Below are 24,775 nucleotides of genomic sequence, written 5' to 3'. Positions count from 1 at the left end.
CACCGTTGGGAAACTCGATCGCCGGAAGTTGTTGACGGACTGGAGCAGGAACATGAAGATTCCATGCATCCAGATACTTCCATACATTGATGGAGGGTTCCATGATCCGACGGCTCGGCAGGATCGTCGCGGCGCTTGCGCTCGCCGCCGCCACCACGGTGGCCGGCATCACCGTCACCACCAGCGCGGCACACGCCGACGGCTGCTACACCTGGGGTCGCACGCTGTCCCAGGGGATGTCCGGCGAGGACGTCCGGCAACTCCAGATCCGGGTCGCCGGCTACCCCGGCTACGGCGCCGTGCTCACCCTGGACGGCGCGTACGGCCCGGCCACCCGATCGGCGGTGATCCGCTTCCAGCAGGCGTACGGGCTGTCCGCGGACGGCATCGCCGGCCCGCAGACCTTCAACCGGATCTACGCCCTCCAGGACGACGACTGCACCCCGGTCAACTTCAGCTACGCCGAGTTGAACAACTGCAACAGCACCTGGTCCGGCGGCGCGGTCGCGGCGAGCACCGCCCGATTCAACGCGCTCGTCTCGATGTGGAAACTCCAGGCCCTGCGGCACGCCCTCGGAGACGTGTCCATCTCGATCAGCAGCAGCTTCCGCAGCTACGCCTGCAACAGCGCGGTCGGTGGGGCGTCGAACAGCCGGCACCTGTACGGCGACGCGGTGGACCTGGTCGGATCCCCGTCGTTCTGCCGGCTGGCCCAGCAGGCCCGCTACCACGGCTTCGGGCAGATCCTCGGCCCCGGCTACCCGGACCACAACGACCACACCCACGTCGCTGCGGTCGGCGGCTGGTCGGCACCGAACTGCGGGATCTGACGCCCGGGCGACCGCCCCACATCGTGGGGCGGTCCGCGCCGGGACGCTACTCGGCGGCGGCGGACGGGCCGACGTTGGTCCGCGAGCTGACCACGTCGAGAACGTGGGTCACCGCCTCGGCGATCGGCACACCGTTGCGCTGCGAGCCGTCCCGGTAGCGGAAGGAGACCGTACCGGCCGCCACGTCGTCGTCCCCGGCGATCACCATGAACGGGATCTTCTGCTGCTGGGCGGTGCGGATCTTCTTCTGCATCCGGTCGTCGCCCGCGTCCACCTGCGCCCGGATCCCCTCGGCGCGCAGCGCCGCGACGAACCCGTGCAGGTAGTCGGTGTGGTCCTCGCGGATCGGGATGCCGACCACCTGGACCGGGGCCAGCCATGCCGGGAACGCCCCCGCGTAGTGCTCGGTGAGCACCCCGAAGAACCGCTCGATCGAGCCGAACAGCGCCCGGTGGATCATCACCGGCCGCTGGCGGCTGCCGTCGGCCGCCTGGTACTCCAACCCGAACCGCTCCGGCTGGTTGAAGTCGACCTGGATGGTGGACATCTGCCACGTCCGGCCGATCGCGTCCCGGGCCTGCACCGAGATCTTCGGCCCGTAGAACGCCGCGCCGCCCGGGTCGGGCACCAGCTCCAGCCCGGAGGTCGCGGCGGCCGTCCGCAGCGCCTCGGTCGCCTCCGCCCAGTCCTCGTCCTCGCCGATGAACTTGGGCGAGTCGTCGCGGGTGGACAGCTCCAGGTAGAAGTCGTCCAGGCCGTAGTCGCGCAGCAGGTCCAGCACGAAGCTGAGCAGCGTGGATAGCTCGCCGGCCATCTGCTCACGAGTGCAGTAGATGTGCGAGTCGTCCTGGGTCAGGCCGCGTACCCGGGTCAGGCCGTGCACCACACCGGACTTCTCGTACCGGTAGACCGTGCCGAACTCGAACAGCCGCAGCGGCAGCTCCCGGTACGACCGCCCGCGCGCCCTGAAGATCAGGTTGTGCATCGGGCAGTTCATGGCCTTGAGGTAGTAGTCCGCGCCTTCGAGCTGCATGGGCGGGAACATGGTGTCCGCGTAGTAGGGCAGGTGCCCGGAGGTCTGGAACAGCTGCGCCTTGGTGATGTGCGGGGTGTTGACGAACTCGTACCCCGCCTCCTCGTGCCGGCGCCTCGAGTAGTGCTCCATCTCCCGACGGATGATGCCGCCCTTGGGGTGGAAGACCGCCAGACCGGAGCCGATCTCGTCGGGGAAGCTGAACAGGTCCAGGTCCGCGCCGAGCTTGCGGTGGTCGCGCCGGGCCGCCTCCTCCAACAGCTTCAGGTACGCCTTCAGCTCGTCGCGGGTCGGCCACGCGGTGCCGTACACCCGCTGCAACTGCGGGTTCTTCTCCGACCCGCGCCAGTACGCGGCGGCCGAGCGCATCAGCTTGAACGCGCCGATCAGCCGGGTGGTCGGCAAGTGAGGGCCCCGGCACAGGTCCGACCAGCAGACCTTGTCCTCCTTGGCGTCGAGGTTGTCGTAGATGGTCAGCTCGCCGCCGCCCACCTCCATCACCTCGTCGGTGTCCAGGCCCTCGCCCTTGACCTCGATCAACTCCAGCTTGAACGGCTCGTCGGCCAGTTCGGCGCGGGCCTCGTCGAGGCTGCCGAAGCGGCGACGCCGGAACCGCTGCCCCGACTTGACGATCTCCTGCATCCGCTTCTCGACCCGGCTGAGGTCGTCGGGCTGGAACGGCTTGTCGACGTCGAAGTCGTAGTAGAAGCCGTTCTCGATCGGCGGGCCGATGCCCAGCTTGGCCTCGGGGAAGATGTCCTGCACGGCCTGGGCCAGGACGTGCGCGGTGGAGTGGCGCAGCACGTTCAGCCCGTCGGGCGAATCCAGGCTGACCGGCTCGACGACGGTCTCTTCGGCCGGCGACCAGTCCAGGTCGCGCAGCTGGCCCTCCGGGTCGCGGACCACGACGATCGCCTTGGGGCCGTTCGCGGGCAGTCCGGCCGCGGCCACCGCGTCGGCCGCCGTGGTCCCGGCGGCGACGACGACAGGGTCGGCCACGGCGGGGGTACGGGGTGCGGACACGGTGACTCCTTCATGCGGTACGAAACGGACGCCGATCCTCGGCTCCTGCCGATGCTATCGGTCCCCCCACCCCAGGTAAGGAAGGGCACCTTCCTAACGCCTCCGGGAGAGGAAGAGCACCTTCTTAACGGTCGGCGTTGAACCTTTCGCGCCCCGGAGCCGAACTAGGAGGTGTGGCCGGAACCGGTGCCGGTCGCGTCGACACGGATGGGGGCACCAGATGGCGAGCACGCACGGCGGTGGCTGGCGGCAGCGGACCGCGGCGGTGACCGCGCTGACCGCCGCCGGCCTGCTGCTCTGGCCCGGTACGGCGCACGCGGTGGACGTGACGACCACTCCGACCCAGGCTCGGCAGGGCGACGCGGTGCGGCTGGAGTTCACCGTGCCGGAGGAACGGGCCGGTACGACGACCCGCCAGATCGAGGTTCGGTTGCCCGCCGACGCGCCGGTCGCCGAGGTGTACCCGATGTCGGTGACCGGTTGGGCGCCCCGGATCAGTTCCCGCACCCTGGACCGGCCGGTGGCCGGCATCCACTCCTCCGGGGTGAGCACCGTGACCACCGCGGTGACCTGGATCCGGATCGGCAAGGGCGAACCGGGCCCCGCCCGACTGGCGCTGTCCATGGGCCCGCTGCCGCAGGTCGAGCGGCTCACCTTCGAGGTGGTCCAGACGTACGCCGACGGCTCGGTGGTCCGCTGGGCGGACGCCACCGGCACCCACCGAGCCCCGGTGCTCACCCTGCTGCCGGTGGCGGCGGGCGCGGCCGGCCCGGCCGGGCACGGCGGGCACGGCGCCCCGGCGGCCGGTGCGGCGACCGACCCCGACGCCGGTGGCGCCCCCGCGCCGGCGGACCGCGCGGGCGGCAACGCCGAGGAGTCCGGCAGCGCCGACGTCATGCTTGCCGCCGGGCTGCTGGCCGGGCTGGGCGGCGGCGCGGCGATCGGCTGGCTGGTCAGCCGGTGGCGCCGGCGCGACCCGGCCGAGCGCGCGGCGCTGGCCGAGGTGACCTGCGGAAGCGACGACGATCCCGCGCCGACCGATGCGACACCGGGTGGTGCGGCACCGGGTGATGCGACGTCCGGTGACTCCGCGCCCGGTGACTCCGCGCCGGGTGACTCGCCGCCAGTGGGGCCTGGGGCGCCAGCACAGGCCGACGCGGAGGCGGCGGCGGTCGCCACCCCGGTCCGCGCCGGCTGAGGCCGGCCCGCGTGGTCAGCGGTCCGCACCGTCAGCAGCCCGCACAGTCCGTAGCCCGCACCTTCAGCAGCCCGCGCGGTCGGCGGCCCACACGGTCCGCGGCCGTGGCTTCGACGGTCCGCATCCCGCGCGGCCGGCGGTCACGTCGCCACCTTTGCTCTGCTTCAACCCGCGCAACGGTTCAGGGCCGTGGCTGTTGCGTCGGTTGAAGCAGAGCAAAGGGCCCGAAGACGGCAGGGTGCGGTCGGCTCGGCGGTCCGACGCGGCGACGACACGGCGACGACGGCGACGTCAGAGCGACCCAGGGCGTCGGAGCATCAAGGAGATCAGAGCACCGCGGAGATCAGAGCACCGCGGAGATCAGAGCACCGCGCAGGTCAGAGCACCGCGCAGGTCAGAGCCTCAGGACGTCAGAGCGCCCAGGAGGGCAGCGGCTCGCGGGCGGCCAGCCACGTCTCGGGCACGCCGCCGGGCGTGCCGACACCGGTGTGCGCCGCCACCACCGCGCCCACGATGGCGGCCGTGGTGTCCACGTCCCCGCCGGCCTGCACGCAGACCCGGATCGCCGCCGGGTAGTCGTCCAGGTGGGTGGCGGCCACCCAGAGGGTGAAGCCGACGGTGTCCTGGGCGGTCACCCGGGAGCCGTTGCCGAGCGCCGCCACCACCCGGGACAGCGGGCGGCCGAGCAGCCCGGCCGCCCGGTTCACGCTGCGGTGCACCTCGGTGCCCGGATCGACCGCACCGGCGATCCCGGCGAGCAGCCGCTCCGGGGCCGGCCGGTGCCCGTCGAGGCGGGCCCGGCCGGCCAGTGCGGCGGCGACGGCCACCGCGACCGCACCGGCGATCCCCTCCGGGTGCGCGTGCGTCACCTCGGCTGAGGCGCGGGCCTGGGCTGCGGCGCGGACGGTCGAGTCGGCAAAGTACGCGCCCAGTGGACCCACCCGCATCGCCGCGCCGTTGCCGCACGAGCCCTGGCCGTCGAAGGCGGACGCGGCGGCCACAGGCCACGGCGTGCCGGTGCGGATCAGCCGCAGGATCAGCATCGCGCCCGAGCCGTAGCCGCGGCGCGGATCGCAGCGCTGGGCGAACGCCAGGGCCAGCCGGTCCCGGTCTACGCCGCCGGACTCCGCCAGCCCGGCGAGGACCGAACAGGCCATCTCGGTGTCGTCGGTCCACTCCCAGGGCGCCGGCGGCAGGACGCCCTCCGCAAGATCCGCCGGAGGTGTCCCGGGAACGAAGTACCGCGCGCCGAGCGCGTCGCCGGTGGAGAGACCGGCGAGGCTGTCCCGGGCGAGCGCCAGGCGGGCATCGGCGAACAGGGTGAAGGACATCGTCGTACCAGCTTGCCCGCTCGCCAGGTACGCCGCAACGCGATCAACTTGCCAGGCCAAGTACGGTCTTGGGGTGGCCTCCGTGCTCCTGGTCGAAGACGATCACGTCGTACGCGGCGCGATGCTGCGGTCCCTCGCCGACCGGGGGCATGCCGTGCACGCCGTGGGCACGGCGCTGGACGCCCTGCGCCGGGTCGCCGCGGAGACGCCCGACCTGGTGGTGCTGGACCTGGGCCTGCCCGACCTGGACGGCTCGGACGCGCTGCGGATGCTGCGCGGCATCACCGACATCCCGATCATCATCGCCACCGCCCGTGACGACGAGCAGTCGGTGGTCAAGCTGCTGCGGGCTGGCGCCGACGACTACATGGTCAAGCCGTTCACCGGTGCGCACCTGGACGCCCGGATCACCACCGTGCTGCGCCGGGCCGGTCGGGCCAGCCGGACGGTGCAGCCCGCGGTGCACACCGTCAGCGGGCTGCGGGTGGATGTCGGCGAGCGCAGCGCCCACCTTGACGGGGAGCCGCTGGCGCTGACCCGCAAGGAATTCGACCTGCTGGCGTATCTCGCCGCACGACCCGGGCGGGTAGTGTCCCGCCGGGAGCTCTTGGAGGAGGTATGGCGGCAGCCATCGGTCGGCGAGGATCAGACCATCGACGTTCACCTGTACTGGCTTCGCCGAAAGATGGGCGAGTCCGCGGCGAAGCCGCGCTACCTGCGCACCGTGCGGGGGGTCGGGTTCCGGTTGGTGGCGCCGGACTGAGGACGGCGCTGGCCCTGCTCACGGCCGGCATGTGCAGCCTCGTCGCGCTCGCCTTCCTGATCCCGCTCGGGCTGAGTCTGCGCGAGCAGACCCGCGAGGAGGCGATCGGCGACGCCGCCCGACGGAGCGCGCTGGTGACCGGGGCGCTGGCGGTCAGCACGGAGCCCGCGGTGGTCGAGCGGGCCGTGGTGGCCAGCGGCGAGGGCGCACCGGCCCGACCGGTGGTGCACGGGCTGGGTCTCGACGAGTCCGCCGGCCGGGCCAGCGACTCCGACCTGGACCGGGCACGTGCCGACCGGCGCTCACTGGTTGTCGACGTCGACGGCGGGGTGGTCCGGCTCGACCCGGTGGTCCTCGGTGATCGGACGGCCGTGGTCGAGGTGTTCGTGCCGGCGTCGACGCTGGGCGAGGGCGCTGGCGGCATCTGGCTGCTGCTGCTCGCGGTCGGCGCGGCGATGGCCGGCGCGGCGGTGCTGGTCGTGGACCGGGTCGCCGCCCGCGCGGTGGACTCGACCCGAGGGCTGGTCAAGGCCGCGCTCTCGATCGGCGACGGCGACCTGGGGGTACGCGTGGAGCCGACCGGCCCACGCGAGCTGGCCGAGGCCGGGTACGCCTTCAACCGGATGGCCGACCGGCTGGACGCGGCCCGCACCGACGAACGGGAGTTGGTCGCCGACCTGTCGCACCGGCTGCGTACCCCGCTGACCGTGCTGCGGCTGGACGCGGAGGCGCTGGAGTCCGACGACACCAGCGTGGGTTCGTTCTCCGAGGCGGAGCTGGACCGGCGACGTGGCATCCGACGGATCCGGCAGGCGATCGTCACCCTGGAGGGTGAGATCGACGTGCTGATCAAGACCACCCGCAAGGCGGTGGCGCACGAGGCCGGGCCGGCGATGTGTGACGTCAGCGAGGTGGTCCGGGATCGGATGGTGTTCTGGGCGGCGTTGGCCGGCGACCAGAACCGGCCGCACCGGGTCATCGGCGCGCAGCTGCGCACACCCGCACCGGTGCCGCGGGCCGAACTGGCCGCCGCGCTGGACGCGGTGATCGGCAACGTCTTCCGCTACACGCCGCAGGGCACTGCCTTCGAGGTGGCCGTGTCCCGTCGCGACGGCTATGTGGCGATCCGGATCGACGACGCCGGCCCCGGCATCGCCAACCCGGACCGGGCGCTGCGCCGGGGCACCAGCGACCAGGGCTCGACCGGGCTCGGCCTCGACATCGCCAAGCGGGTGTCGTTGCAGGCCAACGGCTCGGTGAGCATCGACCGCGCCCGGCTGGGCGGAGCCAGCGTGGTGATGCTGCTCGCCGATCCGGAGGCGACGCCGCGGCAGGTCAACCGTTTCGGCCTGGTCGGCCGGATGGCGCGGGACGCCCGGGACCAGAAAACCACCGGCCGACGGTGGCCCCGCCAGCGGCCCACCGACGACTGACCGGCCCGGGGTTGTGGCCCGGCGCAAGTCTTCCTTAGATCGCGGTTAACGACGGCGGCGAAGCCGCCGCGGGCTGTCAGGATCAAGGCACGAACCCACCAGTTCCACCAGCCAGCGCACCGCGCACCCACCGGCCGGTGGAGCCGCGCGCGCGGCGGGAGTCCAGGTCCCCCCACACCCACGCTCCCGCCGCGCGCCCGGCTCCCCCGGAACGGCTCAGCCGGTGACGGTGGCGAGGTGGGCGTCGATCTCCGCGGTGATCCGCTGCTTGCCCTCCGCGTCGAGGAAGGACGCGGCCACCGCGTTGCGGGCCAGCCCGGCCAGCCCCTGCGGGCCCACCCCGAGCAGCCGGGCCGCCACCGCGTACTCGTCGTTGAGGGTGGTGCCGAACATCGGCGGGTCGTCGGAGTTGATGGTGACCAGCAGCCCGGCTTCGACCAACCGGGGCAGCGGGTGCTTGTCGAGGCTCGCCACCGCGCGGGTCCGCACGTTGGAGGTCGGGCAGATCTCCATCCCGATCTGCCGCTCGGCCAGGTACGCGAGCAGCTCCGGATCCCGTGCGGCGGAGATGCCGTGCCCGATCCGCTCGGCGCCCAGCTCGTTCAGCGCGTCCCAGACGGTCTGCGGGCCGGTGGTCTCCCCCGCGTGCGGCACCGAACGCAGCCCCGCCGCGCGGGCCTGGTCGAAGTAGGGCCGGAACTGCGGCCGGGGTACGCCGATCTCCGGGCCGCCCAGTCCGAAGCTGATCAGCCCGTCCGGCCGCTCGTCCAGCGCGATGCGCAGCGTCTCCTCGGCCGCCGGCAGACCCGCCTCACCCGGGATGTCGAAGCACCAGCGCAGGTCGAGGCCGAAGTCGACCGCGGCGCGCTTGCGGGCGTCCTCGATGGCTTCGCAGAACGCCGGCGCGGGGATGCCCCGGCGCACGTGCGAGTACGGGGTGATGGTCAGCTCCGCGTACCGGACCTGCTGGCGGGCCAGCTCCCGGGCCACCTCGTGGGTGAGGATCCAGACGTCCTCGGGGTCGCGGATGAGGTCCACCACGCTCAGGTAGACCTCGATGAAGTGCGCGAAGTCGCGGAACTCGAAGTAGTCGGCGAGTGCTTCCGGGTCGGCCGGCACCGGGGTGCGTCCCTCGTGCCGGGCGGCCAGCTCGGCGACGATGCGGGGCGAGGCGGAGCCGACGTGGTGCACGTGCAGCTCCACCTTGGGCAGTCCGGCGATGAAGGTGGGCAGGTCGGTCACTGGTTCTCCTGGGCACGGTCGCCGGTGCGGGCGACGACGAAGACGCGGCGGAACGGGAAGTACACCTGACCCTGCCGCACCGGGTACGCGGCGGCGAGTCGTACCCCCATCTCGGCCCGGAAGGCGGACCAGCCGGCGGCGTCCAGGGCCGCCCGGACCGGGCGCAGCGCGGTGCCCTCCATCCAGGTCAGCACCGGGTGGTCGGCGGTGGGCCGGGCCGGCAGCAGGTGCACGTAGATAGTCTCCCAGGCGTCTACCGTGCAGCCGGCACCGGTCAGCAGCTCCGCGTAGTCGGCCGGGTCGTCGACCGGGTCGGCGCGCAGCAGCGGGGCCAGCTCGGCCCGCCAGGCCGGTCGGCCGGCGACCTCGCGCAGCGCCAGGTGCGAGGGGGCGGCGAAGTTGCCCGGGACCTGCATGGCGAGCCAGGCGCCGGCGGGCAGCTCGACGGCCCAGCGTCGCAACAGCGCCTGGTGGCCCGGCACCCATTGGAGCGCGGCGTTGGTGACCACCACGTCCTCGTCGCCGGCCGGGCGCCAGTCACGCAGGTCGGCGACGGCGAAGTCGACCGGGGCATCCAGGGCCGTGGCCCGGTCGATCATCTCCGGCGAGGAGTCGAGGCCGATCACCCGGCTCGCGGGCCAGCGCTCGGCGAGGGTGGCGGTGAGCTGGCCGGGGCCGCACCCGAGGTCGACCACGGTGCGGGGTCGTTCGGCCGGGATGCGGGCGACCAGGTCGTGGAACGGCCGGGACCGCTCGTCGCCGTAGCGCAGGTATGTCGTCGGATCCCACATCGTCGCCTCCCAAACCGTACGTCCGTCTTGTTTACCGTACGGCTCGCCTGGCAGGCCGGCAACCCGATCACTAGGCTCGGGGAATGGAACAGCGCAGCTTCAACCGGCTCGGCCGGACCGTCGGAATGGTCGGCCTGGGCGCCTGGCAGCTCGGCGCGGACTGGGGCACCGTCAGCGAGGACGACGCGATGGCCGTGCTGGCCGCCGCCGTGGACGCCGGGGTCACCTTCCTGGACACCGCCGACGTGTACGGCGACGGCCGCAGCGAGCAGCTGATCGGCCGCTTCCTGCGTTCCCGGCCCGACGCCGGGCTGACCGTCGCCACCAAGATGGGGCGCCGGGTCGAGCAGCGGCCGGAGTTGTACACCCTGGCCAACTTCCGGCAGTGGACCGACCGGTCCCGGGCCAACCTGGGGATGGACACCCTGGAACTGGTCCAGCTGCACTGCCCGCCCACCGCCGTCTTCGCCGACGACGCGGTCTTCGACGCCCTGGACACCCTCGTCGTCGAGAAGGCCATCGCCGGGTACGGCGTCAGCGTGGAGACCTGCGACCAGGCGCTCACCGCGATCGCCCGGCCCGGGGTGGCCAGCGTCCAGATCATCCTCAACGCGGTCCGGCACAAGCCGCTGGAGCAGGTGCTGCCGGCCGCCGCGGCGGCCGGGGTCGGCATCATCGCCCGGGTGCCGCTGGCCAGCGGTCTGCTCTCCGGCCGTTACGACGAGCACACCGAGTTCCCGGCCGATGACCACCGCAACTTCAACCGGCACGGCGAGGCGTTCGACGTCGGCGAGACGTTCTCCGGCGTCGACTTCGAGCGGGGGTTGGCCGCCGTTCGCCGGCTGGCGCCGCTGGTCGACGCGGACCGCACGATGGCGCAGTTCGCGCTGCGTTGGGTGCTGGACCAGCCGGGCGTCACCGTCGTCATCCCCGGCGCCCGCGACGCCGATCAGGCCCGGCGCAACGCGGCCGCGGCCGACCTGCCGCCGCTCTTGGCCGGGCAGCTGGCCGGCGTGCGTGAGGTCTACGACGAGCTGATCCGCCCGCAGGTGCACGACCGGTGGTGACCCGCGCGGCCCGGGTGCTCGCACCGCCTCGCCCGGCCGGCGATGCTGGCAGGGCGGGGCGGCGCGCCGCCCGATCCGGCGGGAAGGGGACGCGATGAGGGGTTGGCTTCCGCTCACCCTCGGCCTGTTGGCGGTCGTGATCGGTGCGGTGTGGACGGTGCAGGGCCTGGGCTACGTCAGCGGCAGTGTGATGACCGACCAGCAGCTCTGGGTGGTGCTCGGCCCGATCGTGGCCGTGGCCGGGCTGGTGCTGCTCTGGTTCGGCCTGCGCTCCCGCCGTCGACCCTGACCCCGGTCTCCACAGTGGCGCGGGGGCAGACGCACCCGTCCCGGGTACGTGGAAAGCCCCGCATCCCGGACGGGATGCGGGGCTACACAACGACCCCTGGCCGGATCGTCCCACTGGCCGGCGGGGGCCGGCCACATTACTCAGATGGGACGGACCTGCTCAGCCTGCGGGCCCTTCTGACCCTGAGCGATCTCGAACTCCACCCGCTGGTTCTCCTCCAGCGTGCGGTAGCCGCTGGACTGGATGGCCGAGAAGTGGACGAACACGTCAGCACCCCCGCCGTCGACGGTGATGAAGCCGAAGCCCTTGTCAGCGTTGAACCACTTCACGGTTCCCTGCGCCATGTGTATCTCCTTCTAAAACTGGCGGCCGTGCACGCCGTGCGGCCGATTGGCCGTTTTCGAGCAGCGGCGTCTGAGGCGGCCCCACGAAGGAGACTTCTCTCAACCCACGCCATCTCGCAACAGCGGCAACAGCAAATCACGTACGCAAAAACTCTGCACGACCTCTCCGACGAATTTCTCCGACATGTGACCTGACGGATGCCCGAGATCCGCTGGGCGGCGTGCAATGCCATGCGAAAGGCCCCCTTCCCGTCGATGCGGGAAGGGGGCCGATGTCTCTGCGCTGGTCAGTCCGGCCAGTGGCCGGTCATCCGGCGGACGCCGACCGCGCCGCCCCGGTCCACGGCGGCCCGGACCACCGCGAAGATGGCCCCCTGCAACGCCGCGGCGGCCAGGATCTCGCCCCAGCCACGGCCCTCGTCGGTGGCGTTGGGCGCCTCGCCGTCGCCGGCGGTGACCTTCCAGACCTGCCGGAAGATCGCGCCGGCCACCGCACCGGCGGCGATACCCAGCAGCACGCCGGCCGGTCGGTACGCGACCCTGCTGATGCCCTTGCTCACCTACGCCTCCCCCGCACGATCATCAGTACCACCACGGTGGCCACCGCACCGGCGGCGATGGCCGCCCATGGCACCGGGTTGCGTCGAACCAGTTCGCCCTTCTCGTGGGCCTGCGCGCGCACCAGCCCGCCCTTCTCGTGCGCCTGTGCCCGCGCCGACTCCGCGCGGCGTACGGCCTGCCCGCGGACCCGCGCCACGGTCTGCGCCGCCTGCTCGCGCATCCGCTCCCGGGCCTGCCCGGCGGACTCCTTCAGTCGCGCCTTGACGTCCGCCCTGGCGGCCAGCGCCTCCATCGTCTCGCCCAACTCGACCCGGGTGCGGCGGATCTCCTCGCGGAGCGCCTCCGTGTCGCCCGTCCCGTTTCCCGTCATCCCCGCCCCCTGTCCTTCACCGCGGCGGCGACGGTGTCCATGTCAGCGCGGAGGCTGCGGACCGTGGCCGCCGGAACCGGCGGGACCGCACGGCTGACCTGCTTCTTGCCCACCAGGGCGAGGATGCCGGCCACCAGGAAGAGGGCCACCGCCACGATCAGCGCCGCGGCCCAGGCGGGCAGCACCAGGTCGAGCAGCAGGATCGCGGTGGCGACCAGGGCACCCAGCCCGAAGAAGGCGAGCGCCCCGCCGGCGCCGAACAGACCGATCCCGATGCCGGCGTGCTTGCCCTTCTGGGTCAACTCCGCCCGGGCCAGCGCCAGTTCGTCCCGCACCAGACGGGAGACCTGCTCGGCGGCCCGCTGCACCAATTCGGCGGTGGAGGGCTCGCTCCCGTTGTGGGATGTGCGGGCATTCGCCACGTCAGCCATGCTGTCCTCCTTTCCTCATCACCGCGCTGTATGCCCGGAGTCGGCGCTCGTCAATCCTAAAGCGCGCCTACCCGGTCGCTGTTCCTGTCGTCCGGTTGCGCGCCCGGCGCGGCGTCCGTCCGCCCCGATCACGGTAGAGACATCCGGCAGCAGGTCCCCCGCCTAAGCCCGGTCAAACCTCTCCCCGCCCCACCAACGCCCCGCCCGGCCCCCCGGACACGCCCGGGCCCCCACCCTCGCCCCGTCGAGCATGGAGTTAGCGGCACGACACGCCGTCATCGGCGTCACTTCATGATCAACCGGGAGAACCGCCGGGACCGGAGGCCCGGGGGGGGGGGGGGTCAGGGGCGGGGGGAGGTGGTTTCTTCGGGGCCGATGAAGGCTTCGCTGCGGGCGTCGCCGTCGTCGCTGCCGCCGAAGACGCGGGCGTCGTCGGGGACCTCGGTGCGGCGCGCCGGCCGGCGTGGCTGCACCCACTGCCAGGGCAGGTCGCTGCCGGCGTCGCCCAGCTCGGTGCGCAACCGGGGCATCGCGGTGGGGCGGTTGTCCCGGATCCACGCCACCAGGTGCTCGCGGACCAGGCAGCGCAGGTCCCACAGGCTGCCGGCGTCGGCGGCGCTGACCAGCGCGCGCAGCCGGACCATCCCGCCGGTGGCGTCGGTCACCTGCAGCACGCAAACCCGGCCGTCCCACAGCTCGGTGCCCTCCACCAGGCGGCGCAGCTCCTCCCGCATGGTCTGCACCGGGACCGCCCAGTCCACGTCGAACTCGGCGGTGCCGAGCACCGCCGCCTCGGTCCGGGTCCAGTTCTGGAACGGCTTGCTGGTGAAGTACGAGGTGGGCAGGATCAGCCTCCGGTCGTCCCAGATCTGCACCACCACGTAGCTGAGGGTCAGCTCCTCGATCCGGCCCCACTCCCCCTCGACGACCACCACGTCGTCGAGCCGGACCGCGTCGCTGAAGGCGAGCTGGAGGCCGGCGAACACGTTGCCGAGCAGGCTCTGCGCGGCCAGCGCGGCGACCACACCGACCACGCCGGCGGAGGTCAGCACGCCGGCGCCGATGCCGCGCACACTCGGGAACCTCATCAGCATCACGCCGACGGCCAGGATCACGATCACCGCGATGGTCAACCGGCGCAGCATCACCACCTGGGTCCGTACCCGGCGGGCGTGCCGGTTGTCCGGCACGTCGACCCGGAACCGGGCCAGCGCGGTGTCCTCCACGACGACCAGCAGGGCGGCCACCAGCCAGGCCACGGTGGCGATGACGCCGAGGACGAGCAGGTGCAGCAGCAGCCGACGCCAGCCCTCGCCGACCGCGTACCCGGTGCTGAACCGGGCGGCGAACTGCACCGCGAGCACCGTCGCGGCGACCTGGAACGGCCGGCGCGCGTGGTCGGTCAGCTCGGTCATCAGCAGCGACCGGCGGCCGAACCGCCGGGTGATCCGGTGGACGACCTCAACCAGGAACAGGGCGACCGCCGCCGCGGTGAGCGCGGCGACGGCCGTTTCGAGATAACTCCGCACGTGTTTGCTGCTCCCCTCCGGCCGGGCGGCGATCCTTCGGGCAGAAGCCCACCAGTGCCCGGCGTCTTCCGGAATCGACCAGGTCAGACCTTGCGGTACCGGGACTGGAGGAAGCAGTAGAGGCCGAAGGCGGCGATGCCCAGGGCGACCAGGCTCAGCAGGAGCGTGCCGTACGACTGCTCGCGCAGCGTGCGCAGCGCGGCGTCCAGCCCACGGGCCTTCTCCGGGTCGTAGTTCACCGCCGCCACGATGACGAGCAGACCGGCGATGCCGTACGCGACGCCCTTGGCGACGTACCCGGCGATGCCCAGCCGGCGGGCCAGCGTGCGGGTCTTCGGGCTCATCTCGCCCGTCTTCAGGTGCTTCTCGAACCGCTTGACCAGGCCGTAGATCACCAGACCCACGCCGATCGCGGCGAGCACCAGCCCGGCCAGGCCGACCAGCCAGCGGCCACCGCTGGAGGTCATCAGCTTGCCGGTCAACGCCTCCTGCTGGTCGGCGCTGTTCGACCCGGCGTCCTTGAAGACCTTGAACGCGGTCCAGGCGAAGTAGAGGTAGACGATGGTGCGGCCGGCCGAGGCGAGCCGTTCCATGACCCGCTCCCGGCCCCGCTCGGCGCGGTGGCCCACCGCCGCCTCCAGCGCCTGCCAGATCGCCATCGCGAGCAGGCCCACCGCGGTGGCGATGACCAGGAACTTGCCCAGCGGCTGCGCGGAGAGGGTCCGAAGGGCGCCGGACTGGTCGCCGTCGTCGGACGACGTCCCGAATGCGATCTGCAACGCCAGCCAGGCGAAGAGCAGGTGCACGATGCCGTAGCCGATGAAACCGGCCCGGGCGAGGAGTTCCAGCCACCGGCTGTCCGCCGTGCGGGAGGCGGTGGCTTCGGCGTTACGGGTGAGTGACATGGCGCCACAATCTCCGATTGCGGAGATCCCCAAACGTCGGCCACCGCCGCCCGCCCGGTCAGTTGCCCGGGTTGCGCGAAACGCGAATCTTGACCTGTTGGTCGGTGACGCTGTCCAGGGTGACCGCGAAACCGCCGGCCTCGGTGGCCTGCTGCCCGGTGGTGAGCGTGAGCTGCTCGCCGGCGACCTCGACGGTCACCTGGTCGCCCTCTGCGCCGACCAGCTTGGCGTCGACGCCCAGGATGGAGGCGCTCGCGTCGACACCCCGCTCGAAGGTGACGGTGCAGGCGTCCAGCCCGCAGTCGGTGGAGGCGCCCTGCGAACTGCAGCCGGCGAGCACGGCGAGGCCGAGCGCCAGACCGGCGAACAGGCCGGCGGCGCGACGGACGGGGGGCAACGGAATGGTGGCGGGTCGGTTCGTCACCTCGCCAAGAGTACGAGACGCCCGCGAGAACGGCGCCGGTTGGTGATCATCGGGGACGGCGGCCCTCATGGGGGCGGGCGGGACCGGCCCGGGCACCGGCTAGGGTCCGGAACATGCCGTTCGACATCGCCCGCACCCGGGCCGCCTACCCCGCCCTGACCGAGGGCTTCGTCCACTTCGACGGGGCCGGGGGCACCCAGACCGCGGAAGGTGTGATCGACGCGGTCGCCGACGCCATGCGCAGCGCGGTCGGCAACCGCAGCGCCGCCTTCGTGCCGGGTCGCCGGTCGCTGGAGCTGGTGGCCGCCGCCCGCTCGGCCGTGGCCGACCTGCTCGACGCCGACCCGGCCGGGGTGGTGCTGGGCCCGAGCGCCACCGCGCTGACGTACACCCTGGCGCGCACGCTCGGCGCGGGCTGGCGTCCCGGCGACGAGGTGGTGGTCTCCCGGCTCGACCACGACGCCAACGTGCGGCCGTGGGTGCAGGCCGCCGAGGCGGCCGGCGCGACGGTGCGGTGGGCCGAGGTCGACCGGCGCACCGGCGAGCTGCCCGCCAGCCAGTACGCCGAGCTGGTCGGCGAGCGCACCCGACTGGTCGCGGTGACCGCCGGCAGCAACGCCATCGGCACCGTTCCGGACGTTCCGGCGATCGCGAAGACGGCGCACGCCGTCGGCGCGCTGGTCTGCGTCGACGGGGTGCACTCGGTGCCGCACGGGCCGACCGACCTGGCCTCGCTCGGCGCCGACGTACTGGTCACCAGCGCCTACAAATGGTCCGGCCCGCACCTGGCGGCGATGGTCGCCGACCCGGCCCGGTGGGCGGCGCTGCGCCCGGCGAAGCTGGTGCCGTCCTCCGACGCGGTGCCGGACCGGTTCGAGTACGGCACTCCCAGCTTCCCGTTACTGGCCGGCGTGGCCGCCGCGGTGGACCACCTGGCCGGGCTGGACCCGGACGCGGTGGGCGACCGGCGGGCCCGGCTGCGGGCCGGGCTGGCTGCCGCCCAGGCGCACGAGGAGGCGCTGCTGGACCGGCTGCTCGCCGGGCTGGCCGAGCGGCCCGCGATCACCGTCTACGGCTCGCCGGCCCGGCGCTGCCCGACGGTCTCCTTCCGGGTCGCGGGGATGTCGCCGGTGGCCACCCAGGAGGCGCTGGGCGCCGCCGGGTTCTGCCTCTCCGCCGGCGACTACTACGCCTACGAATACTTCCAGATGATGGGGCTGCGCGACAGCGGCGGCGCGGTCCGGGCCAGCATCTACCACTACAACACGGCGGACGAGGTGGACCGGTTGCTCGCCGAACTGGATGTGCTGGTCGACGCTGCGGGGAGAATGGGCCGGTGAGCAACCTGGTCGAGGACAACCCCGCCAAGCACCGTTTCGAGATCCTGGTCGACGACGCGCTGGCCGGCTTCACCGCGTACCTGGTCCGTGGCGGGGTGCTGGTCTTCACCCACACCGAGGTGGACCCGCGCTTTCAGAACATGGGCGTGGGCGGGGCGTTGATCCGGGGCACCCTGGACCAGGTCCGGGCCCGGGGCGCCAGGGTGGTGCCGCGATGCCCGTTCATGGCCGCGTACATCGACAAGCACCCCGAGTACGCCGACCTGGTCGCTGAGCCCTCCTAGGGCCTGACCGAACCGGCGCCGGTCAGCACCTCGGCCGCGGCCTGTCCGCTGGCCCGGGTGGCGCCGTGGGTGGCCAGGTGCACCGCGCCGGTGACCAGCTCGGGCACACCCAGCTCGACCACGACCGCGTCCGGACGGGCGGCCAGCGCCCGCTGCACCGCCGCGCGCATCCAGTCGTGCCGGTGCAGGTCGCGGACCACCAGCACCAGGGGACGCCCGTCCGCACCGGCGCCCGGATCACCCGGCACGTCCGGTTCGGCGTAGCGGACCGTGCTCGTGCCGGGCAGCAGCTCGGCCAGTGGCGCACCGATCCCCCAGGGCGTCTCCGCGCCGATGGCGATGTTGCGTGGCGGCTCGAACTCGACCACGTGCGCCGCGCGGGTCAGCGGCAGCGCGACGGCGTGCTCCGCGGTGACCCGGATGGCACGGCGTGCGGCGACCAGCCCGACGTCGGTGGCGTCGCGCGCCGCGGCCGACCGGGCGGTGCGGGCGGCCACGGTCCAGGCGGCGAGCTGACCGACCCGCTTGGCCGCCTCGGCGAGACGCTCCTCGGGCAGCTCGCCGGAGACGACCGCGGCCACGATGGCGTCGCGCAGCTCCCGGGCCGCCTGCTCGTCGGCCCGTTCGCCGCCAATGCAGATCGCGTCGGCCCCGGCGGCGAGCGCGCGGACCGTCGCGCCGGCGAAGCCGTACCGGTCGGCGACGGCGCGCATCTCCACCGCGTCGGTCACCACCACGCCGGAGAAGCCCAGCTCGTCGCGGAGCAGCCCGCCCAGGATGCGCTGGCTCAGTGTGGCCGGCAGCTGCGGGTCGAGCGCGGGCACCAGCAGGTGGCCGGTCATCACGGCCTGCACCCCGGCCGTCACGGCGGCCCGGAACGGGGCCAGCTCGCAGGCGTCCAGCCGGTCCCGGTCGGCGGTGATCCGGGGCAGGTCGTGATGTGAGTCGACGCGGGTGTCGCCGTGCCCGGGGAAGTGCTTGGCGCACGCGGCGACCCCGCCGGCCTGGAGCCCACGGACCCAGGCGGCGGTGTGCCGCGCGACCAGAGTCGGGTCGGCCCCGAACGAGCGGACGCCGATCACCGGGTTGGCCGGGTTGGAGTTGACGTCGGCGTCCGGGGCGTAGTTGAGGGTGATCCCGGCGGCCGCCAGCTCCACGCCGAGGTCCTGGGCGACCGCCTCGGTCAGCTCCGGGTCGTCGACCGCGCCGAGGGCGAAGTTGCCGGGCCGGGAGCTGCCGTGGACCGACTCGATCCGGGTGACGTCGCCGGCCTCCTCGTCGATCGCCACGATGACGTCGGGCCGCTCGGCGCGCAGGGTCGCGGTGAGCGCCGCCACCTGGGCGGAGTCGACGACGTTGCGGGCGAAGAGCACCACCGAGCCGAGCCCCTCGCCGAGCCAGCGGCACACCCACGGTGGCGGGGTGGTGCCGACGAACCCAGGTTGCAGGACGGCCGCGGCCAACGCCGGGAGGTGCCCGGTGGGCGCGGTCACGCCGCCCCCTCGTGGCGGTCGGCGTCGGCCGCCGGTGCCGGCGCGTCCGCGCCGACCCGCTGGTTGCGCTCGCTCATGCGGCCCCCGTACCCCATCTCTCGCGCCCCGTCGGCGCACCGCCACCGGCAGGCGGTGCTGCCATGGTCACACCGGGCGATTCAATAGTCAATAAACCTTACAGTTGCCGGACGGCAGGGTCCCGGGGAGAGTTCGGGGATGGATCCCGCCCTGCTGGCCGACGCGACGAGCCCGGCCGACATCCCCGGCGTACGCCTGCTCGGCCTGGTGGTCGGCGCTCTGCTGCTGCTCGCCGCGATCCGGGCGATGTTCGGCCGGCGCTGAGCGACCACCCGGTCGAGCACCTGGCCCGCGTGTGGCCGACCGTCACCGGGGTACGGCTTCCCCGTCACCGGGTACGCGTGCCGAGGGGGAATGATGAAGATCGGTTACATTCTGTCCAGTGAGGAGTTCACGCCGGCTGAGCTCCTGGAACAGGCGCGCGGCGCCGAGCAGGCTGGCTTCGAGGCGCTGTGGATCTCCGACCACTACCACCCGTGGACGGACGCGCAGGGGCAGAGCCCGTTCGTCTGGTCGATGATCGGCGCGCTCAGCCAGGTCTGTTCGCTGCCGGTGACCACCGCGGTGACCTGCCCGACCGTGCGAATCCACCCGGCCGTGATCGCCCAGGCGGCGGCGACCAGCGCGGTGCTGCACGGCGGCCGGTTCGTGCTCGGCGTCGGCAGCGGCGAGGCGCTCAACGAGCACATCTTCGGCGATGCCTGGCCGCAGACCGACGTCCGGCTGGAGATGCTGGAGGAGGCCGTCGAGGTGCTGCGGAAACTGTGGACGGGTGACTTCGTCAACCATCACGGGAAGCACTACACCGTCGAGCACGCCCGCATCTACACGCTGCCCGACACTCCCCCGCCGATCTACGTCTCCGGCTTCGGCCCGAAGGCCATCGACCTGGCCGCACGCATCGGCGACGGCTACGTGAGCACCAGGCCGGACGCCGAGATGGTCCGGCGCTTCCGGGAGAACGGCGGCGGCGACAAGCCGTGCCAGGCCGGCTTCAAGGCGGCGTACGCGGCCAGCGAGGACGAGGGCATGCGGATCGCGTACGAGCGCTGGCCCAACGCCGGGGTTCCCGGTGAGCTGTCCCAGGTGCTCCCGTCGCCGCGCCACTTCGAGCAGGTCGCCGAGTTGGTCAGGCCGGAGATGATGAAGGAGGCGTTCGTCTGCGGCAACAGCGCCGACGCGCACCTGGAGATGATCGACAAGTTCGCCAAGGCCGGCTTCGACGAGGTGTACCTGGCCAACGTCGGTCCGCACCACCAGGGTCTGTTCGACCTCTACCAACGCGAGGTCCTGCCCCGCCTACGCTGAGCCCGGGCGGCGGTTGAAGACCGCCACAGCCGGAGACGGTTTCGGCGGTGATCGGGTCGGGTACCTCCGGCCCTCGATGAAACTGTCCACGCACTCGATGACGTTGCGCCGCGCGGCGCGGAGCCTCTTTGGCTGGACCGCGCTGCGGCCCAACCAGCTGGCCGCCATGCGCGCGGTGATGAAGCGACGTGACGCCCTGGTGGTGCTGCCCACCGGCGCGGGCAAGTCGGCCATCTACCAGATCCCGGCCAGCCTGATCCCCGGCCCCACCGTGGTGATCTCGCCGCTGCTGGCCCTTCAGCAGGACCAGATCGCGGCCCTCAACGAGCGCCAGCGCCCGGAGCTGCGGGCCGTCCGGATCAGCTCGAACGAGTCGGCCGCCCAGCAGGCCGAGGCGATCACCGAGATACGCGAGGGCCGGGCGGAGTTCCTGTTCATCACCCCGGAGCAGCTGAGCAACCCCGACCGGATGGCCGAGGTCGCCTCGCTCAGGCCGGCACTGGTGGCGATCGACGAGGCGCACTGCATCTCGGCCTGGGGGCACGACTTCCGTCCCGACTACCTGGCGCTCGGGCACCTGATCGAGGGCATCGGCCGGCCGCCGGTGGTCGCGCTGACCGCCACCGCGTCACCACCGGTACGCGACGACATCATCGCCCGGCTGCGGCTGCGGAAGCCCGAGGTGGTGGTCTCGGGGCTGGACCGGCCCAACCTGTTCCTGGAGGTGGCGCACTGTCCCACCGAGGACTACCGGTGGCGCCGCCTGGTGGCGCTGCTGCGCGACGACGAGCGACCGGGGATCATCTACGTGCCGACCCGCCGCTCCGCGGAGGAGCTGGCCACCCGGTTGACCGGCGCCGGTTTCCCGGCGCAGTGCTACCACGGCGGGATGTCGGCCGGTGCACGCGCCGAGCTGCACGAGGCGTTCCTCGCCGACCAGGTGCCGATCATGGTGGCCACGTCGGCGTTCGGGATGGGCATCGACAAGCCGAACATCGCCTGGGTGGTGCACATGGCGCTGCCCGACTCGCCGGACAGCTATTTCCAGGAGATCGGCCGGGCCGGCCGCGACGGGCAGCCGGCCCGGGTCCTGCTGCTCTGGCGGGCCGAGGACGTGGGCCTGCAACGGTTCTTCAGTGGTGGCCTGCCGGACGAGAACGAGCTGCGCGACCTCGCGGCGCTGCTGCGTCGCAAGCCGGCCACCAAGACCGAGCTACGCGAGGCCACCGGTCTCGGGCCACGCAAGCTGGGCCAGTACCTCTCCCTTCTGGAGCAGGTCGGGGCCGCCGAGCCGCGCGCCCGGCAGCGCATCGCCGCGCCCCGCTACGCCCCGACCCCGGTGGACGCCGCCGCGGCGGCGCTGGCCGAGGCGGAGCGGCAGCAGACGGTGACCCGGTCGCGGACCGACATGATGCGGGCCTTCGCCGAGACCACCGCCTGCCGGGGGCAGACCCTGCTGGCCTACTTCGGCGAGCAGATGACCGAGATCTGCGGGCACTGCGACAACTGTCATGCCGGCACCAGCGTCGCCGACGACGGCGCGGTCGGGCCGTTCCCCGTGCACAGCCAGGTACGTCACCCGGAGTGGGGGCAGGGCCTGGTGCTCGGGTACGAGGAGGACAAGATGACGGTTCTCTTCGACGAGGTGGGGTACAAGACGCTGTCCGTGCGCGTGGTGTCCGAACAGGGCCTGCTGACGCTGGACTAGCCTGAGCCGGGCGCCAGCGCGGGGCCCACCGATTGACCGAGCAAAGCAGGGCGGAAGGGGCGTTGCCGTGATCGAGCAGCCGGCGTACACCGGTTTCGGTTTCTCCGACGAGGAGTGGGGGCTGCTGGTCGGCCTGCCGCAGTCGGTGCTGACCGCCGCGAGCGCCGCCGAGTCCGACGGCACCCGCCGGACCATGGCGGAGAACGCGGCCGGGTTGGAGACCATCTCGGCGGGCCGGGAGTCGGCCAGCCCGCTGGTCGCCGCCGTGGCCGGCGAGATCGTGACCCGGGTCGGCGACCCGGAGACCGGCGAGGAGCTGCCGGTCATCGCGTCCGCCGACCCCCGGGCGATGATCGACGACGTGCTGGTGCGGGCCGGGGAGGCCGCCGCGCTGCTGGCCGTCCGGGTCGACGAGGGTGCCGCTGGCGCGTACAAGCACTGGCTGGTGGACATCGCCGAGCAGGTGGTCGGCGCCGCCTCCAGCGGTGGGCTGCTCGGGCTGGGCGGCGAGCCGGTCAGCGACTCCGAGCGGCGTTTCCGCGACCGGCTCGCGCACGTGCTCAACGATTGACCGACGACATCGGCGTACCGGCCGGACCGGTCGGCTCGGCGGCCACCGCCGCGGGGTCGGCCGGCCGGACGCCGCGCAGCGCGGCCAGCGCGGTCACCGCGCCCAGCAGCATCGCCACCGTGGCGGCGATCGCGGCGAGGTGCAGCCCGTCGGCGAACGCGAGTCGGGCGGCGTGCAGCACGGCGTCGCCCAGATCGGCCGGCAGCCCCTCGGCCACGGCCAGCGCACCGCCCAACGTCTCACGGGCCGCGTCGCGGGCGTCGGCCGGCAGGTCGGCGGGCAGGCCGTCGAGGACCTCCCGGCGGTAGACCGCCGCGCCGACGCTGCCCAGGATCGCCATCCCCAGCGCGCCGCCCAGCTCACTGCTGGACTCGGTCAGCGCCGAGGCGACACCGGCCTGCTCGGGCGGCGCCGCACCGAGGACCAGCTCGGTGACCAGCGACATCACCATCACCAACCCGGCCGCGTAGATGCTGGCGCCGAGCAGCAGCAGCCAGAGCGGCGACTCGGGCGTGACCCGCGTCAGCACCAGGAAGCCGAGCACGGCGATCCCGAAACCGGTGCCGATCAGGTACGACCGATCGATGCGCTGGGCGAGCGCGGCGGCGGCCGGAGCGATCCCGCCAACCGCCAGGGACGGCACCAGGCTCCACAGTGCCGCCCGCAGCGGGCTCAGGCCGAGCACCAACTGGAGGTGCTGGGTGGTGAAGATGGCGAAGCCGACCAGGGCGAACATCGCCAGCAGGTTGACCGCGAGGGACCCCGCGAAGCCGCGGCGGCGAAACAGCGCCAGGTCGATCATCGGGTACGCCCGGGTCCGCTGCCGGTGCAGGAACAGCGCCCCGACGAGCAGGCCGGCGACGATGGCCAACACCCGTGCGGGGCTGACGCCGTCGCGGGCCATCTCCTTGATGCCGTAGATCACCGGCAGCAGCGCGCCGAGCGACAACAGCGCGCTGACCAGGTCGAACCGGCCGGCGCCGGGGTTGCGGAACTCGGGCACCAGGATCGGGGCGAGCAGGAGCAGCAGCACCATCGCCGGAATGTTGATCAGGAAGATCGAGCCCCACCAGAAGTGCTCCAGCAGGACGCCGCTGAGCACCGGACCGATCGCGATGCCACCGGTGAGCGTGGCGGTCCAGATGCCGATCGCGGTGCCGCGCTGCTTGGCGTCGTGGAACATGTTGCGGACCAGGGCGAGCGTGGACGGCATCAGGGTGGCCCCGCCGACGCCGAGCACGGCGCGGGCGGCGATCAGCGTGGCGGCGCTGTCGGCGTACGCGGCCAGCAGGGACGCCGCGCCGAACGCGGCCGCGCCGAACAGCAGCAGCCGACGCCGGCCGATCCGGTCACCCAGGGCGCCCATGGTGATCAGCAGTCCGGCCAGCACGAAGCCGTAGATGTCGAAGATCCAGAGCTGCTGGGTGCCGGTGGGGCGCAGTTCCTCGCTGATGAACGGGACGGCGAAGTAGAGCACCGACACGTCCATCGAGACCAGGAGCAGCGGCAGCATCAGCACCGTGAACCCGATCCACTCCCGTCGGCCCGCTCGGGGGGCCGGTGCGGTCGTCGTCGTCATGGGAGAACTCCTTCTGCGTATGGCGTACGCTCTTATGCGTAGACCATACGCAGAACTAGGATGACGGGGCAAGGAGGAAAATGTGGCGGCGAGGACAGACGACAACGGCCCGGCGATCCCGCCGGCCATCGAGAGCGCCTGGGGGTTGCGTGAGCGGCCACCCAAGGGGCCCCGGCCGGGGCTGACCGTGAGCGGCATCGTGGACGCCGCCGTGCGGGTGGCCGACGCCGACGGGCTAGCGGCCGTCTCGATGAGCCGGGTGGCCAAGGAGCTGGGCGCCGCCACCATGGCCCTCTACCGGCACATCGGCTCCAAGGACGAGCTGCTGATGCTCATGGTCGACACCGGGTACGGCCCACCGCCCGGTCCCGCCGCACCGGACGCCGACTGGCGCGCCGGCCTCACCCGCTGGGCCTGGGCCGAGCACGACGTGCTGCGGCGGCGGCCCTGGCTGCTGCACGTGCCGATCACCGGCCCGCCGATCACCCCCCAGACGCTCGGCTGGCTGGAGGACGGGCTGCGCTGCCTCGACGGCACCGCGCTGGCCGAGAGCGAGCAGATGTCGGCAATGCTGCTGATCACCGGGTACGTCCGCAACGAGGCCACCCTCACCACGCAGATCGCCGAGGGCAGCCGGGCCGCCGGCATGAAGCCGGGCGAGATGATGCCGGCGTACGGCCGGATGCTCAGCCGGCTCATCGACCCTGCCCGCTTCCCGGCGCTGCACCGGGTGCTGACCTCCGGAGTGCTGGGCCAGGACGACGACCCGGACGAGGAGTTCACCTTCGGCCTCGACCGGATCCTCGACGGCATCGAGGCCCTGATCCGCCGGCGAGCGGTCTGAGGAGCA

The 24,775-nt window shown here is 72.8% G+C and carries 26 protein-coding genes; 13 read left to right on the top strand and 13 right to left on the bottom strand.

Features of this window, described 5'->3' with window-relative positions:
* The first annotated feature begins 101 nt into the window (after positions 1-101).
* Positions 102-830, top strand: coding sequence for a D-Ala-D-Ala carboxypeptidase family metallohydrolase (locus ACWD5O_RS22405; protein WP_354964152.1), 729 nt, complete (start codon positions 102-104; stop codon positions 828-830).
* A 46-nt stretch (positions 831-876) separates the two neighbouring features.
* Here ACWD5O_RS22405 and thrS read toward each other — a convergent pair whose 3' ends face one another.
* A complete protein-coding gene (thrS, locus tag ACWD5O_RS22400) occupies positions 877-2,886 on the bottom strand; it encodes a threonine--tRNA ligase (protein ID WP_354964151.1) in 2,010 nt (669 codons plus the stop codon).
* Positions 2,887-3,106: 220 nt separating this feature from the next.
* Here thrS and ACWD5O_RS22395 point away from each other — a divergent pair, with 220 nt between their 5' ends.
* Positions 3,107-4,084, top strand: coding sequence for a DUF1775 domain-containing protein (locus ACWD5O_RS22395; RefSeq protein WP_450086435.1), 978 nt, complete (start codon positions 3,107-3,109; stop codon positions 4,082-4,084).
* Positions 4,085-4,494: 410 nt separating this feature from the next.
* On the opposite strand, the gene ACWD5O_RS22390 is transcribed toward ACWD5O_RS22395, so the two are convergent.
* Positions 4,495-5,415, bottom strand: coding sequence for an ADP-ribosylglycohydrolase family protein (locus ACWD5O_RS22390; RefSeq protein ID WP_450086434.1), 921 nt, complete (start codon positions 5,413-5,415; stop codon positions 4,495-4,497).
* A 73-nt stretch (positions 5,416-5,488) separates the two neighbouring features.
* On the opposite strand from ACWD5O_RS22390, the gene ACWD5O_RS22385 reads away from it, so the two are divergent.
* Together ACWD5O_RS22385 and ACWD5O_RS22380 are read left to right on the top strand one after the other, a co-directional pair.
* The gene (locus tag ACWD5O_RS22385; protein ID WP_354964148.1) at positions 5,489-6,178 is read left to right on the top strand and encodes a response regulator transcription factor; all 690 of its coding nucleotides are present in this window, start codon (positions 5,489-5,491) and stop codon (positions 6,176-6,178) included.
* A gap of 29 nt (positions 6,179-6,207) precedes the next feature.
* The gene (locus ACWD5O_RS22380) at positions 6,208-7,611 is read left to right on the top strand and encodes a HAMP domain-containing sensor histidine kinase (protein WP_450086433.1); all 1,404 of its coding nucleotides are present in this window, start codon (positions 6,208-6,210) and stop codon (positions 7,609-7,611) included.
* A gap of 216 nt (positions 7,612-7,827) precedes the next feature.
* Here the strand turns inward: ACWD5O_RS22380 and ACWD5O_RS22375 are convergent, their stop codons facing one another.
* Positions 7,828-8,853 carry an adenosine deaminase gene (locus tag ACWD5O_RS22375; RefSeq protein ID WP_450086432.1) on the bottom strand — a complete coding sequence of 342 codons (1,026 nt, stop codon included), beginning with the start codon at positions 8,851-8,853 and terminating at the stop codon, positions 7,828-7,830.
* A complete protein-coding gene (locus ACWD5O_RS22370; protein ID WP_450086431.1) occupies positions 8,850-9,644 on the bottom strand; it encodes a trans-aconitate 2-methyltransferase in 795 nt (264 codons plus the stop codon). Before ACWD5O_RS22370 ends, ACWD5O_RS22375 begins: the two co-directional genes overlap by 4 nt.
* Before the next feature lie 83 nt (positions 9,645-9,727).
* Here ACWD5O_RS22370 and ACWD5O_RS22365 point away from each other — a divergent pair, with 83 nt between their 5' ends.
* Together ACWD5O_RS22365 and ACWD5O_RS22360 are read left to right on the top strand one after the other, a co-directional pair.
* Positions 9,728-10,711: an aldo/keto reductase gene (locus ACWD5O_RS22365; RefSeq protein WP_450086430.1), complete on the top strand. Its 984-nt coding sequence runs from the start codon at positions 9,728-9,730 to the stop codon at positions 10,709-10,711.
* 94 nt (positions 10,712-10,805) lie between these two features.
* On the top strand, positions 10,806-11,000 hold the full coding sequence (locus tag ACWD5O_RS22360) for a hypothetical protein (RefSeq protein ID WP_354964143.1): 195 nt from the start codon (positions 10,806-10,808) through the stop codon (positions 10,998-11,000).
* 140 nt (positions 11,001-11,140) lie between these two features.
* Here ACWD5O_RS22360 and ACWD5O_RS22355 read toward each other — a convergent pair whose 3' ends face one another.
* The 7 genes from ACWD5O_RS22355 to ACWD5O_RS22325 all read right to left on the bottom strand — a co-directional run bounded on the left by ACWD5O_RS22355 (position 11,141) and on the right by ACWD5O_RS22325 (position 15,564).
* A complete protein-coding gene (locus tag ACWD5O_RS22355; protein ID WP_091424054.1) occupies positions 11,141-11,344 on the bottom strand; it encodes a cold-shock protein in 204 nt (67 codons plus the stop codon).
* A gap of 287 nt (positions 11,345-11,631) precedes the next feature.
* On the bottom strand, positions 11,632-11,904 hold the full coding sequence (locus ACWD5O_RS22350) for a DUF4235 domain-containing protein (protein WP_450086429.1): 273 nt from the start codon (positions 11,902-11,904) through the stop codon (positions 11,632-11,634).
* Entirely contained in the window at positions 11,901-12,275 is a 375-nt protein-coding gene (locus ACWD5O_RS22345) for a DUF3618 domain-containing protein (RefSeq protein ID WP_354964142.1), read from the bottom strand. The genes ACWD5O_RS22350 and ACWD5O_RS22345 overlap by 4 nt, the downstream gene beginning before the upstream one ends.
* Positions 12,272-12,706 carry a phage holin family protein gene (locus ACWD5O_RS22340; protein ID WP_354964141.1) on the bottom strand — a complete coding sequence of 145 codons (435 nt, stop codon included), beginning with the start codon at positions 12,704-12,706 and terminating at the stop codon, positions 12,272-12,274. Before ACWD5O_RS22340 ends, ACWD5O_RS22345 begins: the two co-directional genes overlap by 4 nt.
* Before the next feature lie 341 nt (positions 12,707-13,047).
* Complete coding sequence (locus ACWD5O_RS22335; protein WP_450086428.1) at positions 13,048-14,235, bottom strand: mechanosensitive ion channel family protein; 1,188 nt, start codon at positions 14,233-14,235, stop codon at positions 13,048-13,050.
* Between the two features lie 83 nt (positions 14,236-14,318).
* Positions 14,319-15,140 carry a DUF1206 domain-containing protein gene (locus ACWD5O_RS22330; protein WP_387325768.1) on the bottom strand — a complete coding sequence of 274 codons (822 nt, stop codon included), beginning with the start codon at positions 15,138-15,140 and terminating at the stop codon, positions 14,319-14,321.
* A gap of 58 nt (positions 15,141-15,198) precedes the next feature.
* Positions 15,199-15,564, bottom strand: coding sequence for a hypothetical protein (locus ACWD5O_RS22325; protein WP_354964138.1), 366 nt, complete (start codon positions 15,562-15,564; stop codon positions 15,199-15,201).
* Between the two features lie 113 nt (positions 15,565-15,677).
* Here ACWD5O_RS22325 and ACWD5O_RS22320 point away from each other — a divergent pair, with 113 nt between their 5' ends.
* The gene (locus ACWD5O_RS22320; RefSeq protein ID WP_450086427.1) at positions 15,678-16,904 is read left to right on the top strand and encodes a cysteine desulfurase-like protein; all 1,227 of its coding nucleotides are present in this window, start codon (positions 15,678-15,680) and stop codon (positions 16,902-16,904) included.
* Entirely contained in the window at positions 16,901-17,188 is a 288-nt protein-coding gene (locus ACWD5O_RS22315; protein ID WP_354964136.1) for a GNAT family N-acetyltransferase, read from the top strand. The genes ACWD5O_RS22320 and ACWD5O_RS22315 overlap by 4 nt, the downstream gene beginning before the upstream one ends.
* Here the strand turns inward: ACWD5O_RS22315 and ACWD5O_RS22310 are convergent.
* Entirely contained in the window at positions 17,185-18,681 is a 1,497-nt protein-coding gene (locus ACWD5O_RS22310) for a glycoside hydrolase family 3 protein (protein ID WP_450086426.1), read from the bottom strand. The two genes, ACWD5O_RS22315 and ACWD5O_RS22310, sit on opposite strands and share 4 nt — an antisense overlap.
* A gap of 216 nt (positions 18,682-18,897) precedes the next feature.
* Here ACWD5O_RS22310 and ACWD5O_RS22305 point away from each other — a divergent pair, with 216 nt between their 5' ends.
* The 4 genes from ACWD5O_RS22305 (at position 18,898) to ACWD5O_RS22290 (ending at position 22,346) form a co-directional block, all read left to right on the top strand.
* Complete coding sequence (locus ACWD5O_RS22305; RefSeq protein ID WP_255421242.1) at positions 18,898-19,023, top strand: hypothetical protein; 126 nt, start codon at positions 18,898-18,900, stop codon at positions 19,021-19,023.
* 93 nt (positions 19,024-19,116) lie between these two features.
* Complete coding sequence (locus ACWD5O_RS22300; RefSeq protein ID WP_450086425.1) at positions 19,117-20,067, top strand: TIGR03557 family F420-dependent LLM class oxidoreductase; 951 nt, start codon at positions 19,117-19,119, stop codon at positions 20,065-20,067.
* 76 nt (positions 20,068-20,143) lie between these two features.
* Positions 20,144-21,775 (top strand): RecQ family ATP-dependent DNA helicase, encoded by a 1,632-nt coding sequence (locus ACWD5O_RS22295; RefSeq protein WP_354964133.1) that lies wholly within the window; start codon positions 20,144-20,146, stop codon positions 21,773-21,775.
* Positions 21,776-21,842: 67 nt separating this feature from the next.
* Entirely contained in the window at positions 21,843-22,346 is a 504-nt protein-coding gene (locus ACWD5O_RS22290) for a hypothetical protein (RefSeq protein ID WP_450086424.1), read from the top strand.
* Here the strand turns inward: ACWD5O_RS22290 and ACWD5O_RS22285 are convergent.
* The gene (locus tag ACWD5O_RS22285; protein ID WP_450086423.1) at positions 22,336-23,925 is read right to left on the bottom strand and encodes an MFS transporter; all 1,590 of its coding nucleotides are present in this window, start codon (positions 23,923-23,925) and stop codon (positions 22,336-22,338) included. The genes ACWD5O_RS22290 and ACWD5O_RS22285 overlap by 11 nt on opposite strands.
* Positions 23,926-24,007: 82 nt before the next feature.
* Here ACWD5O_RS22285 and ACWD5O_RS22280 point away from each other — a divergent pair, with 82 nt between their 5' ends.
* Entirely contained in the window at positions 24,008-24,769 is a 762-nt protein-coding gene (locus tag ACWD5O_RS22280) for a TetR/AcrR family transcriptional regulator (RefSeq protein WP_354964130.1), read from the top strand.
* Positions 24,770-24,775: the final 6 nt, after the last annotated feature.

The organism is Micromonospora sp. NPDC005161 (genome assembly GCF_053599855.1).
This window is presented reverse-complemented; position numbering and strand designations above follow the sequence as displayed.

What these genes read in the sequence shown, in the direction of transcription:
- ACWD5O_RS22340 (WP_354964141.1), bottom strand. Translation starts at nt 12,706, where the DNA reads ATGGCTGACGTGGCGAATGCCCGCACATCCCACAACGGGAGCGAGCCC.
- ACWD5O_RS22330 (WP_387325768.1), bottom strand. Translation starts at nt 15,140, where the DNA reads ATGTCACTCACCCGTAACGCCGAAGCCACCGCCTCCCGCACGGCGGAC.
- ACWD5O_RS22300 (WP_450086425.1), top strand. Translation starts at nt 19,117, where the DNA reads ATGAAGATCGGTTACATTCTGTCCAGTGAGGAGTTCACGCCGGCTGAG.
- ACWD5O_RS22285 (WP_450086423.1), bottom strand. Translation starts at nt 23,925, where the DNA reads ATGACGACGACGACCGCACCGGCCCCCCGAGCGGGCCGACGGGAGTGG.
- ACWD5O_RS22360 (WP_354964143.1), top strand. Translation starts at nt 10,806, where the DNA reads ATGAGGGGTTGGCTTCCGCTCACCCTCGGCCTGTTGGCGGTCGTGATC.
- ACWD5O_RS22355 (WP_091424054.1), bottom strand. Translation starts at nt 11,344, where the DNA reads ATGGCGCAGGGAACCGTGAAGTGGTTCAACGCTGACAAGGGCTTCGGC.
- ACWD5O_RS22405 (WP_354964152.1), top strand. Translation starts at nt 102, where the DNA reads ATGATCCGACGGCTCGGCAGGATCGTCGCGGCGCTTGCGCTCGCCGCC.
- ACWD5O_RS22390 (WP_450086434.1), bottom strand. Translation starts at nt 5,415, where the DNA reads ATGTCCTTCACCCTGTTCGCCGATGCCCGCCTGGCGCTCGCCCGGGAC.
- ACWD5O_RS22365 (WP_450086430.1), top strand. Translation starts at nt 9,728, where the DNA reads ATGGAACAGCGCAGCTTCAACCGGCTCGGCCGGACCGTCGGAATGGTC.
- ACWD5O_RS22395 (WP_450086435.1), top strand. Translation starts at nt 3,107, where the DNA reads ATGGCGAGCACGCACGGCGGTGGCTGGCGGCAGCGGACCGCGGCGGTG.
- ACWD5O_RS22305 (WP_255421242.1), top strand. Translation starts at nt 18,898, where the DNA reads ATGGATCCCGCCCTGCTGGCCGACGCGACGAGCCCGGCCGACATCCCC.
- ACWD5O_RS22380 (WP_450086433.1), top strand. Translation starts at nt 6,208, where the DNA reads ATGTGCAGCCTCGTCGCGCTCGCCTTCCTGATCCCGCTCGGGCTGAGT.
- ACWD5O_RS22320 (WP_450086427.1), top strand. Translation starts at nt 15,678, where the DNA reads ATGCCGTTCGACATCGCCCGCACCCGGGCCGCCTACCCCGCCCTGACC.
- ACWD5O_RS22370 (WP_450086431.1), bottom strand. Translation starts at nt 9,644, where the DNA reads ATGTGGGATCCGACGACATACCTGCGCTACGGCGACGAGCGGTCCCGG.
- ACWD5O_RS22295 (WP_354964133.1), top strand. Translation starts at nt 20,144, where the DNA reads ATGAAACTGTCCACGCACTCGATGACGTTGCGCCGCGCGGCGCGGAGC.
- ACWD5O_RS22345 (WP_354964142.1), bottom strand. Translation starts at nt 12,275, where the DNA reads ATGACGGGAAACGGGACGGGCGACACGGAGGCGCTCCGCGAGGAGATC.